Source organism: Amycolatopsis circi, from assembly GCF_003385235.1.
In the GTDB taxonomy this organism is placed as follows: domain Bacteria; phylum Actinomycetota; class Actinomycetes; order Mycobacteriales; family Pseudonocardiaceae; genus Amycolatopsis; species Amycolatopsis circi.
The window spans coordinates 1-11,534 of the sequence record NZ_PQIA01000203.1; the positions used below are offsets into that span (position 1 = coordinate 1).

Annotated in this window: 10 protein-coding genes and 1 pseudogene; 4 read left to right on the forward strand and 7 right to left on the reverse strand. The window is 70.3% G+C overall.

What is annotated here, in order from left to right:
• From D0D37_RS43610 to D0D37_RS43620, 3 genes are all read right to left on the reverse strand, one after another.
• Window positions 1–479, reverse strand: a 479-nt coding sequence (locus D0D37_RS43610; protein ID WP_116206427.1) for an MFS transporter, incomplete at its 3' end; no start/stop codon positions are given.
• Window positions 476–1,060, reverse strand: coding sequence for a winged helix-turn-helix domain-containing protein (locus D0D37_RS43615; RefSeq protein WP_116206428.1), 585 nt, complete (start codon window positions 1,058–1,060; stop codon window positions 476–478). The genes D0D37_RS43615 and D0D37_RS43610, both read right to left, overlap by 4 nt.
• 82 nt (window positions 1,061–1,142) lie before the next feature.
• Entirely contained in the window at window positions 1,143–1,712 is a 570-nt protein-coding gene (locus tag D0D37_RS43620; protein WP_116206429.1) for a dienelactone hydrolase family protein, read from the reverse strand.
• Window positions 1,713–1,778: 66 nt separating this feature from the next.
• Here D0D37_RS43620 and D0D37_RS43625 point away from each other — a divergent pair, with 66 nt between their 5' ends.
• Complete coding sequence (locus D0D37_RS43625; protein WP_116206430.1) at window positions 1,779–2,336, forward strand: ArsR/SmtB family transcription factor; 558 nt, start codon at window positions 1,779–1,781, stop codon at window positions 2,334–2,336.
• Window positions 2,337–2,528: 192 nt separating this feature from the next.
• Window positions 2,529–4,154, forward strand: a complete 1,626-nt coding sequence (locus D0D37_RS43630; RefSeq protein WP_116206431.1) for an ABC-F family ATP-binding cassette domain-containing protein — start codon at window positions 2,529–2,531, stop codon at window positions 4,152–4,154.
• 69 nt (window positions 4,155–4,223) lie between these two features.
• Here D0D37_RS43630 and mshC read toward each other — a convergent pair whose 3' ends face one another.
• Window positions 4,224–5,462: a cysteine--1-D-myo-inosityl 2-amino-2-deoxy-alpha-D-glucopyranoside ligase gene (mshC, locus tag D0D37_RS43635; RefSeq protein ID WP_116206432.1), complete on the reverse strand. Its 1,239-nt coding sequence runs from the start codon at window positions 5,460–5,462 to the stop codon at window positions 4,224–4,226.
• An 81-nt stretch (window positions 5,463–5,543) separates the two neighbouring features.
• Window positions 5,544–6,308, reverse strand: coding sequence for a MerR family transcriptional regulator (locus tag D0D37_RS43640; RefSeq protein WP_116206433.1), 765 nt, complete (start codon window positions 6,306–6,308; stop codon window positions 5,544–5,546).
• Between the two features lie 117 nt (window positions 6,309–6,425).
• Between D0D37_RS43640 and D0D37_RS43645 the strand changes: the two genes are divergently transcribed.
• Entirely contained in the window at window positions 6,426–7,739 is a 1,314-nt protein-coding gene (locus D0D37_RS43645; protein WP_116206436.1) for a cytochrome P450, read from the forward strand.
• 69 nt (window positions 7,740–7,808) lie between these two features.
• Here D0D37_RS43645 and D0D37_RS43650 read toward each other — a convergent pair whose 3' ends face one another.
• Entirely contained in the window at window positions 7,809–9,767 is a 1,959-nt protein-coding gene (locus tag D0D37_RS43650; RefSeq protein ID WP_116206434.1) for a vWA domain-containing protein, read from the reverse strand.
• Window positions 9,767–11,164 carry an ATP-binding protein gene (locus tag D0D37_RS43655; RefSeq protein WP_116206435.1) on the reverse strand — a complete coding sequence of 466 codons (1,398 nt, stop codon included), beginning with the start codon at window positions 11,162–11,164 and terminating at the stop codon, window positions 9,767–9,769. The genes D0D37_RS43650 and D0D37_RS43655 overlap by 1 nt, the downstream gene beginning before the upstream one ends.
• 100 nt (window positions 11,165–11,264) lie before the next feature.
• Between D0D37_RS43655 and D0D37_RS43660 the strand changes: the two are divergent.
• Window positions 11,265–11,534 (forward strand): annotated as a pseudogene (locus D0D37_RS43660) (hypothetical protein); the annotation flags it as partial.

An 11,534-nucleotide genomic window follows, 5' to 3' on the forward strand; every position in this document is an offset into this window, starting at 1 on the left:
CACCCCAGCAACGCTCCCCCGGCCCAGCCGCCCGCGAGCCGTGCGACGCTGCCGTTCACGCTCATCAGACCGTTCGCCGAGGTGACGTCCTCGACGCCGACCAGCTCCGGCACCAGCGCGCTGCGCGCCGGTTCGAACACCGACGCCAGACCCGCTTGCGCCGCCATCACCGCGTAGACCGCCGCGACCGGCAGTTCGGCGCCGATCAGCAGCGGCAGCACCACGAGCGCCTGCCCGGCACACACCGCCGCCAGCACGACCCGGCGGTCCCACCGATCCGCGACGACCCCGGCGATCGGGCTCAGCAGCACCGCGGGCAGCAGCCCGAGCACGATGCTCAACGCGGTCGTGACCGCCGAACCGGTGCGGACGAAGAGGTACACCGGCAGCGCGACCTGCAGCATCCATTCGGCGGTCTCGCCGAAGAAGGCGGACACCCAGAGCCGCGCGAATCCTGGTGCGGCGAGCAGCCGTCTCATGCCGGTTTCCCGTCGTGCCCGATCCGGCGGAAGGCGCGCATCCCGACGAAGACAGCGCGGGCGTCGGCGGGTGCGTCCTTGCGGATCGTGCTGACGTACGGGCGGATCAGGTCGTCGATCGCCTTGGTCAGCGCGGTGACTTCTTCGGGCGTCGCGTTCAGTCCGTAGGAGAAGAATCCGCCGGTCTCGCGCCAGTCCTCGTCCAGCTGCTCGACGGTGTCGAGGTACCGCTGCGTCAGCTCCTGCTCCTCGGCCAGCTCCGTGCCGGTGACCGCGAGCTGCGCCGCGGTGAGGGCCGGATCTCCGCCCGGGCGGCCGAGCACCAATCCGACGTGGCAGGCCTGCCATGGCCGCTCCCGGCCGTCGCCGCCCTCGGCTCGCTCGACCAGGCCGTGTTCTGCCAGTTTGCGCAGGTGCCAGCTACAGTTCGACGCCGTCGAGCCGACCGCATCCGCGCATTCGCTCGCCGTCGACGGGCCGACCGCCATCAAGTGGTGCACCAGCGCCGAACGCAGCGGGTGCGCGAGCGCACGCAGCAGCTCGACGTCGTCGATCCGCTTCCGCGGGGGCAGTTCAGCCATCGGCTCGCCTAACTCTGAAGGGTTTCTTTCGAAACGATTCTTTCAGAATTGCAGGCGGCTGCCCCCGCGTCAAGCCGTCCGGCTACAGCGAGGCGAGGAACGAGCGCACGCGCTCCAGGAGCACACCGGCTGCTTTCGGGTCGTACGCGGCCAGCGAGGAGTCGGCGAAGAGATGCTGGTCGCCGGGATAGACGAACAACTCCGCGTTCGCGGCGGAGCTGACGAGTTCGCGGGCGGCCGGCAGGTCCTCCTCGAAGAACTCGTCGTTCTCCTTGCCGTGGATCTGCACCGGAACCCCCTCCGGCCACGTCGTCCCGAACTCCTTGACCGGCAGGCAGGAGTCGAAGAAGAGCGCACCGCGCGCTCCCGGCCGGGTCTGCGCGAGCCGCTGCGCGACGGTGACGCCGAAGGAGAACCCGGCGTACACGAGTTCCTTCCCCAGGGCCTCCGCCGCGGCGATCCCGCGTTCCCGCACCTGCTCGAAGCCAGCCTCGCGGGCGAAGGCGAAGCCGTCTTCGATGCTGGCGAACGTCCGGCCCTCGAACAGATCGGGAGTGTGGACGGTGTGCCCGTCCTGGCGCAGTTCGTCGGCGAAGCCGCGCACGCCGTCGGTCAAGCCCTGGATGTGGTGGTACAGCACGATTTCGGCCATGCCGGAAATCCCCTCAGTGAACGAACCAGTTATGTGGAACGTTCGGCAACGCTAGTCTGTTCAGCCATGGCGAACAACCCGCCCGACTACGAACTCGCCGATCGGCTGGCGTTGACCGAACCCGCGCAGGTCAAGGCGATCGGACACCCGTTGCGGACCTCGATCCTCCAGTTGCTGCACGAGCGATCGGCGACCGTGAGCGAACTCGCGGCGGCGGTGCGTCGCCCCAAAAGCACAGTCGCGCACCACGTGCACGTGCTCGCGGTCAACGGCCTGCTCAAGGTCGTTCGCACGCGCCGGGTCCGCGCGGTCGAGGAACGGTTCTACGGCCGCACCGCACGCATGTTCTTCGTCGAGCCGGGACCGGCCATGGGGAACGCCGGGGATTTCAACGACTTCGAAGTGGCGGCACGCGAGTCCGCGGCGGCGTTCGAGGCGGGAAAGCTGTGGGGTTTCATCCGGCACGCACGCATCTCCGCGGACCAGGCCTCGCAGTTCTGGGACCGGATGGCCCGGCTCGTCGAAGAGTTCGACCAGCTTCCCCGGTCCGGGGACACGACCTACGGCTTCGCCGTCGGCATCTATCCGGCCGACCATCCGGCGCTGCCGCCGCGAGCATCCTGACCAGCGCGGACCGATCGCCCGAAAAACCGGTTGCCCGCCGGGGTGCGCTCCGCGTTATGCTCCCGGCCATCATGGACAGCTGAACCGAGCCCTCCCCGCATCGAGGCCGCTCCCGGTCGAGCCCTGCTCCCGGGAAGCCGCGCGTTGCCCGTCGGGGATTTTGCTTCCACCGCAAAGGCCCGGTGATCACTCATGTCTACTGTCCTGCACGCCTCCGATCTCGTCTTCGGCTACGGCGCCCGGACCGTCCTCGACGGCGTCTCGCTCGTCGCGTCGCCGGGGAGGCGGATCGGTCTCGTCGGCGAAAACGGGGTCGGGAAATCCACCCTGCTCCGGCTGCTCGCCGGGCTTGAAGTCCCCCGCGCCGGCGACGTCGTGCGGCACGGCGACCTCGGCTTCCTGTTCCAGGAGCTGCCGTTCGCCGGCACCGCGACGGTTTCCGACGTGCTCGACGAGGCGCTCGCCGAGATCCGCACCGCCGCGGAGACGCTCGACAAGCTGGCCGCCGTCCTCGCCGAACGCCCCGACGACCCGGAGGCGCTGAGCGAGTACGGCCACGTCCTGGAATGGGCCCAGGCACACGACCTGTGGGACGCGGACCGGCGCGCGGATCTCGTCCTCACCGGTCTCGGGCTCGGCGACATCAAGCACGACCGGCGGCTGCACACGCTCTCCGGCGGGCAGCGGTCCCGGCTCGGGCTCGCCGCGCTGCTCGTGCGGCGGCCGCGCACGCTGCTGCTCGACGAGCCGACCAACCACCTCGACGACAACGCCATGGAGTTCCTCGAACACCATCTCGCGGAACTGACCGGCGTCGTCGTGCTGTCCTCGCACGATCGCGTGTTCCTGGACGCGGTCTGCACGGACATCGTGGACCTGGACCCGGTTCCGGCCGATCGCCGCGTCGGCGGCGCGACGCGCTACGGCGGCAGCTACACCGACTACCTCGGCCAGAAGAAGGCCGAACGGGCGCGCTGGGAGCAGCGGTTCAGCGAAGAACAGGAGGAACTCAAGCAGCTGCGGGAATCCGTGCACGGCACCGCGCGGCGGGTCGCGCACAACCGTGCTCCGCGCGACAACGCGAAGATGCTCTACGACTTCAAGACCGGTCGCGTGCAGAAGCAGATCTCCCGCCGGGTCCGCAACGCACAGCTCAAGCTCGACACCTTGGAGCGCGAGCAAGTCCGCAAACCGCCCGCGCCGCTGCGGTTCCGGGCCGCGCTCACCGCGGACACCAGCGGCGAAGGTCCGGCGGTGTCGTTGCGCGGCATCGCGGTGCCGGGGCGCGTGCAGTTGGACGAACTCGACGTGGACCGCACCGCGCGGCTCCTCGTCACCGGCGGCAACGGGGCGGGCAAATCCACGCTGCTGTCCGTGCTCGCCGGTCAGCTCGCGCCGTCGGCCGGGACTGTCCACTTCGGACCCGGCGTGCGAGTGGGGCTGCTGGAACAGGACGTCACGTTCGCTCGGCCGAAGCGGACCGCGCAGGAGGTCTACCGCGCCGCGGCCGGTGACGATGCGCCTTCGCTGTCCACGCTCGGATTGCTGCCGCCGAGGGAGCACGACCGTCCGGTCGGCGAGCTTTCAGTGGGTCAACGTCGCCGGTTGGCGCTGGCAGTGCTGCTCGCGGAGCCGCCGGACGTGCTGCTGCTGGACGAGCCGACCAACCACCTGTCGCTCAGCCTGGCCGAGGAACTGTCCGAAGCGCTCGACAGCGCGCCGGGCGCGGTCGTCCTTGCCTCGCATGATCGGTGGTTGCGCCGCCGCTGGGAGGGTGACCACCTGGCGCTGGCGGACGGCCAACGCCAGGATGTATAGGTCATTATACAGTTAGGTGCGCGGACGGTGGCCGGAGCGAATTCCGGCCACCGTCCAATCCCAAAGGGCTCAGAGGACGATGCCCAGCAAGGCGTCCACGGCCTCCTTGACCAAGCCCGGCGCGGCCTGATCGGCGCCGTCGCGGCGCAGCGCCGACGTGACCCACGCGTCGATCGCGGTGAGGGCCTTCGGCGTGTTCAGGTCGTCGGAGAGGTGGTCGCGCAGCCGCGCCACGGTGTCCTCCGCGTCCGGTCCGGCCGGCAGCGCGACCGCTTCGCGCCAGCGGGCCAGCCGCTCCTGCGCGTCGACCAGCAACTGGCCGGTCCACGCCCGGTCCTCGCGGTAGTGCCCGGCGAACAGCGCGAGCCGGATCGCCGCCGGGTCGACGCCGTCGGCGCGCAGCCGCGACACGAAGACCAGGTTGCCGCGGGACTTCGACATCTTCTCGCCGTCGAGCCCGATCATCCCGGCGTGCACGTAGTGCCGGGCGAACGGGTGATCGGCGGCGACGGCCTCAGCGTGCGCCGCGCTGTACTCGTGGTGCGGGAAGATCAGGTCGGAACCGCCGCCCTGCACGTCGAAACCGAGACCGAGCCGGTTCACCGCGATCGCGCTGCATTCGATGTGCCAGCCGGGACGCCCGGCTCCCAGCTCCGACTCCCACGAAGGCTCGCCTTCGCGTGCGACGCGCCACAGCAGCGCGTCCAGCGGATGCCGCTTGCCGGGACGGTCCGGGTCGCCGCCGCGCTCGGCGAAGAACTTCGCCATGGTCTCGGCGTCGTAGTTCGATTCGTAGCCGAACCGACCGGTCGCGTTGTGGTCGAAGTAGATGTCCGGGAACTCGGCGTCGTCCGCGCGGTAGGCACTGCCGTCGGCGAGCAGCTTCGCGATCACCTCGACGATCTCCGGGATCGCTTCGACCGCGCCGACGAACTGCCGCGGCGGCAGCACCCGCAGCGCCTCCATGTCCTCTCGGAACAGCGCCGTTTCGCGCATGCCGAGCACGATCCAGTCGTCCGAATCGCGTTCCGCGCGCTCCAGCAGCGGCTCGTCGATGTCGGTGACGTTCTGGACGTAGTGCACCTCGTGCCCGTTGTCCCGCCACACCCGGTTGACCACGTCGAACGCGAGGTAGGTGGCCGCGTGGCCGAGGTGCGTCGCGTCGTAGGGGGTGATGCCGCAGACGTACATCCGGGCAGCGGCGCCGGGTGCCGTCGGGCGGACCTGCCCGGTCGCGGTGTCGTGGAGCCGGAGGGGGCGGGGCGTGCCGGGCAGCCGGGGCACGGCGACGGATGACCAAGTCTGCATGCCTCCGACTGTAAGCGTGACGTCCGTCCGCTTTCCCACGAGGTGGGAGAGACAGCCGCGCTGTCTCTCCCACCTCAAGGGTCAGGCCGACTGCCGCGCGGCGTTCGCCCGGACGGCGTCGCGCACGTACGCCCCGATCCCGGGCCGCTGCTCGTCCTCCCGGACCAGGAACGCCAGCTGCGCGGGCTCGTCCGCGTACAGGTCAGCGATCCGCTGCTGCATCGCGTACCCGCACTCCCCCATCACCGCGGACAGCATCGCCCGGTGTTCCTCGGCGAGCTGCCCGGCCGCCGGACTGTCCGCGGGCGTGCCCTCGTCGACCAGCGCGACCAGGCGGCTCGCCCAGTCCTTCCGCTGCCGCTCCGCCTCGGCCCACTCCTGCTTGTTCTCCGGCAGCTGCGTCCGCTTCCACTCCGGACAGCCGCCCCAGCGCCGGACGGCCTCCTCCGCGTAGCCTTCCGGCTCCTGGAATCCGCCGAACACTTCGAACTTCTCCTCGGGCGTCAACGCGTTGCCCATGGCTCTCGCCTCCAGCAATCGATCGACGGCCGCGACCATGCGCTCGATCCGGTCCGCCTGGGCCACCAGCAGCTCCCGCTGCCGTTTCAGGTGGCCGTCGGCGTCGGTTCCCGGCTCCGCGAGCACGGACGCGATCGTCTCCAGGGGAAAGCCGAGCTCCCGGTAGAGCAGGATCCGCTGCAGCCGGTCGAGATCGGCGTCGTCGTAGCGCCGGTAGCCGGCCGCGGTCCGCCCGCTCGGCGACAGCAGCCCGATCTCGTCGTAGTGGTGCAGCGTGCGCACGGTGACGCCGGCCAGCGCCGCCGCCTCGCCCACCCGGTAGCCCATCGCTCTCCCCCCGTTTCTTCGGCCGAATGGCCCTTGCGAGAAACCACGATCACGCCTCACGCCGCGTGAGGGTCAAGTCTGGTGGACACCGCGGTCCGGCGCGAGTACGAACGAAGCATGGCTCTGCGCACGCCGACCCGCGCCCGTTCCGCACTTCCGCCCGGTCCCCGGCTGCCTCTCGCGGTCCAAACCGTCCTTTTCGGCGCTTTCCGCAACTCCCTGCTGCCCGTGCTGCAACGCCGTTACGGGGACGTCGTGCGGCTCAAGCTGTACCCGGAGCGTTCGGTGGTGCTGGTCGGGAACCTCGATCTGGTCCGCGAGATCTTCGCCGGTCCGGTCGAGACGTTCCATGCCGGCGAGGGGAACATGGTGCTCAAGCCCATGCTGGGCGAGCATTCGGTGCTGCTCACCGACGAGGAGGAGCACCGCCGGGCGCGGAAACTGCTGATGCCCGCGTTCAACGGGGCGGCGATGCGCGGGTATCGCGACATGGTCACCGAGCTGACTGTCGCGGAGCTGGAGCGATGGCCGCAGGGCCGGGCGTTCCGCGTGCACGACCGGATGCGGGCGCTGACGCTCGAAGTGATTCTGCGGGTCGTTTTCGGGGTGACGGACGGGCCTCGGCTGGCGGAGCTGCGTGTGGCGCTGGAGCAGATCGTCAACGTCAGCGCGTTGGATCTTTTCGGGTGGCACAGCCCCGCGTTGCAGAAGTTCGGGCCGTGGCGGCGGAACCGGGAGCGGCAGCAGCGGGTCGATCAGCTGCTGTACGCCGAGATCGCGGAGCGGCGGGCGGCGCCGGATCTGGCTGAACGGACCGACGTGCTGTCGCGGCTGCTGACGGTGCCCGGCGAAGATCAGCTCAGCGATCTTGAACTGCGCGACCAGCTGATCACGTTGCTGCTGGCGGGGCATGAGACCACGGCTACCGCGCTGGCGTGGGCATTGCATGAGCTTGCCCGGGACCCGGCCACTGCCGCGGAGACCACTCGCGCCGCCGATGAGGGCGACGAGAAGTACCTCGAAGCGGTTGCCAAGGAAGCGATGCGGTTGCGGCCGATCATCTCCGAGGTGTCGCGGAAGCTCACCAAGGACGTCCAGGTCGGGCCATATACGGTTCCTGCCGGGTACATGGTGCTGCCGTCGATCTCGATGATTCACGCGGACGCGGAGCACCATCCGTCGCCGGAAGTGTTCGATCCGACGCGGTTCCTCGGCAGCGGTCCGCCCGCCGGCAGCTGGTTCCCGTTCGGCGGCGGCGCGCGGCGCTGTCTCGGGGCGGGATTCTCGTTGCTGGAAGCCACGATCGTGCTGCGGGAGCTGTTCGCGCGGTACCGGGTCAGCGCGCCCAACCCCCGGCCGGAACGGACCAAGACCCGGCACATCACGCTCGTCCCCGGCGACGGGGCACGGATCCTGGTGCACCGCCGGTAGCTCCGTGAAGGGCTCCTTCAGGGAATCTGATTCCCTCAAGGAGCCCTTCACGGACTTTCGGCCGAGTGGTCAGCGGCGGCGCGTGCGGAGGTAGTCCCCTACGACCGCGGCGCCCAGTCCGTCCAGGTCCGGGGCGATGACCCGGCCGCCGGAGCGGCGGGCGATGTTGTCCACGAAGGCTTCCAAGCGTGGGTCGTCGCCTAGCCGGAAGACGGTGACGGAAGCGCCCAGCTTCGCGATTCTGTCCACTTCGGACAGTGTCTTGTAGATGGTCGCCGGTTCCGGCGGGTAGGAGAATTCCGCTTCACCGTCCGGTTCCAGGTGCGCAGTGGGCTCGCCGTCGGTGACCATGAGCACCACCGGCTGGGCGTCCGGGTGGCGGCGCAGGTGGCGTCCGGCCAGCAGCAGCGCGTGGTGGGCGTTGGTGCCTTGCTCCCAGGTGCCTTCCAGTCCGACCAGTTCGGGCAGTTCCACGGGCATCGCGTAGCGGCCGAAGGTGATCAGCTGCAGGGCGTCGTTGCGGAATCTGGTGCTGATCAGCTGGTGCAACGCCAGCGCGGTGCGTTTCATCGGCAGCCAGCGGCCCTCTTGGACCATCGACCAGGACGTGTCGACCAGCAGCGCGACCGCGGCCCGGGAGCGGTGTTCGGTCTCGATGACTTCGACGTCCTCGACATCGAGGCGAACGCTCCCCGCGCCGACCGCGGTGGAGCGCAGTACGGCGTTGCGTACGGTCCGCGGAACGTCCCACGGTTGCATGTCACCGAATCGCCAGGGACGGCTCGAACCGGTCGGTTCGCCTGCCGCGCCCGCGGATTCGGTCTCCCGTTCGCCGGTTTTGCCGCGCAGCGAATTGACCACATCGGACAGTGCGGTCTCGCCCAGTCGACGCAATGCCTTGGGAGACAACCGCAAGGTGCCGTCCGCGGCGCGTTCGAAGAGCCCCTGCTGACGCAGTTCTCGTTCCAGCTCGGACAGGCGGCGCGCGTCGACGCCCGCGTCCGGGCCGAGTTGACGCTCCAGCGCCTCCAGGTCGATGTCTTCCAGGCGGGCACCCGGATACGACTGGCCCAGCTGCTCGGCCAAGCCATCCAGTTCGGCCAGGTCAGCCATCGCCTGGGCGCCTTCGCCGAGACCCAGCGGGTCTTGGCCGCGGAAGCGCGACGACGACGTCCAGTCCTCCCCCGGGCGCAATGCGCGCAGCTGGGAGTCCAAAGCGGACAGTTGCTGCGCCAGCCTCGGGTCGCCGAAGGCTTGCTGCGACAGCTCGGCCAGTTCGGCCCGTTGCTCCTCGGACATCGAGTTCAGCATCCGCTGCGCGGCGGCGGACCGGGCGGCCAGCACGTCGATCAGCTCCTCGACGTTCTGCGGGTTCTCCGGGAAGAACTCGCCGTGCCGCCGCATGAACTCGCTGAAGCGTTCGCCGATGTCGCTCGCGCCTTGGGCGTGCGCGGACAGCAGCGCGTTGAGGTCGCCGAGCATCTGGTTGATCCGCTCGACGTCCTCGGGCCCGGCGTCCTGCATCGCCTGCTTCATGCCCTGGAACCGCGCGTCCAGCAGTTCGCGGCCGAGGAGGTCACGGATCTGGTCGTACTTCTGCCGTGCTTCGTCAGAACGCCAGTCGTACTCGTTCAGCTCACGGACGGCCGCGGCGGTGCCTGGCGGCAGCGCGTCGAGTTGCGCCTCGCGGAAGCGAGCCTCGTCGTCGGGGTCCGGGAACAGTTCCCGGCGCTCGGCTTGGAGGGCTTCCTGCAGCAGCTGCTGGACCTCCTGCAGGGTGCCGTCGAGACGGTGCCGCCGCTGGATTTGCGAACGGCGCTGCCACAGCTGGCGGGTCAGTTCGTCGAGACCAGCCGTGCGTTCGGTGCCGCGGCGCAGCAATTCCTCCAGCGCCGAACGCGGAGACGAGCCGCCCATGACCTCGCGGCCGATCTCGTCCAGTGCGTCCCGCAGGTCCGCGGGCGGGGCCAGCGGATCCGGCCCGTCGTGCCACGGGCCGTAGGAATATCCCTCGGGTAAGAGCGGCATTACTCGCCGTACACCGTCGTGCCGTCGTCGGAGTCCTTCGCCAGCCTGCGGGCGAGGAACAGCGACTCCAGAGCCAGTTCGACCGCTGCCGCGATCCGGCCCGCCGGCTCGTCCGCAGCCACTCCGGCCCGCTGGGCGACCTCGTGCAGCACCGGCAGTTCCGGCAGCGCCGCAAGGACTTCCGCACCCGGGATGCGCTCTCCGGTGGCCACCAGGTGTCCGTCCGCCACCGCGTCCGACAGCGGCCGCAGGTCCAGCCCGGCGAACCGTTCGCGGGCGGTTTCCGCGATCGCGCGGCGCATCAGGTGCACGAGGTGCTCGACCTCGCGGCCCTCCTCGCCCGGCTCGAACTCCACCTTGCCGCGCAACACGGCGGGCACGGCTTCGAGGTCGACCGGACGCGCGACCGCAGGGTCCTCCCCCGTCACCGCGGCGCGGCGCAGGGCTGCCGCCGCGACGGTTTCGGCCGCCGCCACCGCGAACCGGGCGGACACGCCGGAACGCTGGTCGATCACCGGCGACTCGCGCAGGTTCCGCACGAACCGGGCCAGCACTTCCAGCAGCGGTTCGCCGACCTCCGCGACGAGGTTCGCTTCCTGGCGCACGACGGCGACCTCGGACTCGACGTCCAGCGGGTAGTGCGTGCGGATTTCCGCGCCGAAGCGGTCCTTCAGCGGCGTGATGATGCGGCCGCGGTTGGTGTAGTCCTCGGGGTTGGCGGTCGCGACGAGGAGGACGTCCAGCGGCAGCCGCAGCGTGTAGCCGCGGACCTGGATGTCGCGTTCCTCCATGACGTTCAGCAGCGCGACCTGGATCCGCTCGGCGAGGTCGGGCAGCTCGTTGATCGCGACGATGCCGCGGTGCGCACGCGGCACGAGTCCGAAGTGGATGGTCTCCGGGTCGCCGAGGCTGCGGCCCTCGGCCACCTTGACCGGGTCGACGTCGCCGATCAGGTCGCCCACGCTCGTGTCCGGCGTGGCCAGCTTCTCGGTGTAGCGCTCGCTGCGGTGCCGCCAGGCCACCGGCAGGTCGTCGCCGAGTTCGGCGGCGCGGCGGATCGAGGCGGGCGTGATCGGGTCGAGCGGGTGTTCGCCCAGCTCGGAGCCGTCGATGACCGGGGTCCATTCGTCGAGCAGACCGGCCAGGGTGCGCAGCAGGCGGGTCTTGCCCTGGCCGCGTTCGCCGAGCAGGACGACGTCGTGGCCGGCGAGCAGGGCGCGTTCGAGCTGGGGCAGCACGGTGCGGGAGAAGCCGACGATGCCGGGCCAGGCGTCGCGGCCCTCGCGCAGCGCGGCGAGCAGGTTGTCGTGGATCTCGCGCGCGATCGGGCGCGGGGCGTATCCGGCGGCGCGAAGCTCGCCGGCAGTACGGGGAAGAGCGTCGGGAACAGCGTTCACCCCTTCGACGCTACTGACCGTTCCGGCATCCGTCGATGTGGAGCGGCTCCAGCCGGGCGGGGATCGGCGGAGCCGGGAGGAACCGGTAAAATCAGCAGTCGTGTGCCGACCCAGTGCGACTCTCGCCGTCTGGTCCTCCGCGTGGCTGAACGGGGCCGCGGCGTCCGACGACGTCCTCGACGCCTTGCAGGACTGGGCCGAGGCCCATGACGTGGTCGCGGCCGATCCCGCCGCGGCTGACGCGTTCGATCTCCCGCTCGCGTTCCATCGGGCGGCTACTCCGGTGCAGTTGCTGCTCGCGTTGCGGGCGCAGGGGGCTGGGTGTGTTCAGCTCGTGCTGCCTGTTCCCGGTGATGTGCGGGGGCTGGGC

Coding starts and splice junctions, on each gene's coding strand:
- D0D37_RS43620 (WP_116206429.1), bottom strand. CDS start 1,712: ATGGCCGAAATCGTGCTGTACCACCACATCCAGGGCTTGACCGACGGC.
- D0D37_RS43625 (WP_116206430.1), top strand. CDS start 1,779: ATGGCGAACAACCCGCCCGACTACGAACTCGCCGATCGGCTGGCGTTG.
- D0D37_RS43650 (WP_116206434.1), bottom strand. CDS start 9,767: ATGCCGCTCTTACCCGAGGGATATTCCTACGGCCCGTGGCACGACGGG.
- mshC (WP_116206432.1), bottom strand. CDS start 5,462: ATGCAGACTTGGTCATCCGTCGCCGTGCCCCGGCTGCCCGGCACGCCC.
- D0D37_RS43645 (WP_116206436.1), top strand. CDS start 6,426: ATGGCTCTGCGCACGCCGACCCGCGCCCGTTCCGCACTTCCGCCCGGT.
- D0D37_RS43630 (WP_116206431.1), top strand. CDS start 2,529: ATGTCTACTGTCCTGCACGCCTCCGATCTCGTCTTCGGCTACGGCGCC.
- D0D37_RS43640 (WP_116206433.1), bottom strand. CDS start 6,308: ATGGGCTACCGGGTGGGCGAGGCGGCGGCGCTGGCCGGCGTCACCGTG.
- D0D37_RS43615 (WP_116206428.1), bottom strand. CDS start 1,060: ATGGCTGAACTGCCCCCGCGGAAGCGGATCGACGACGTCGAGCTGCTG.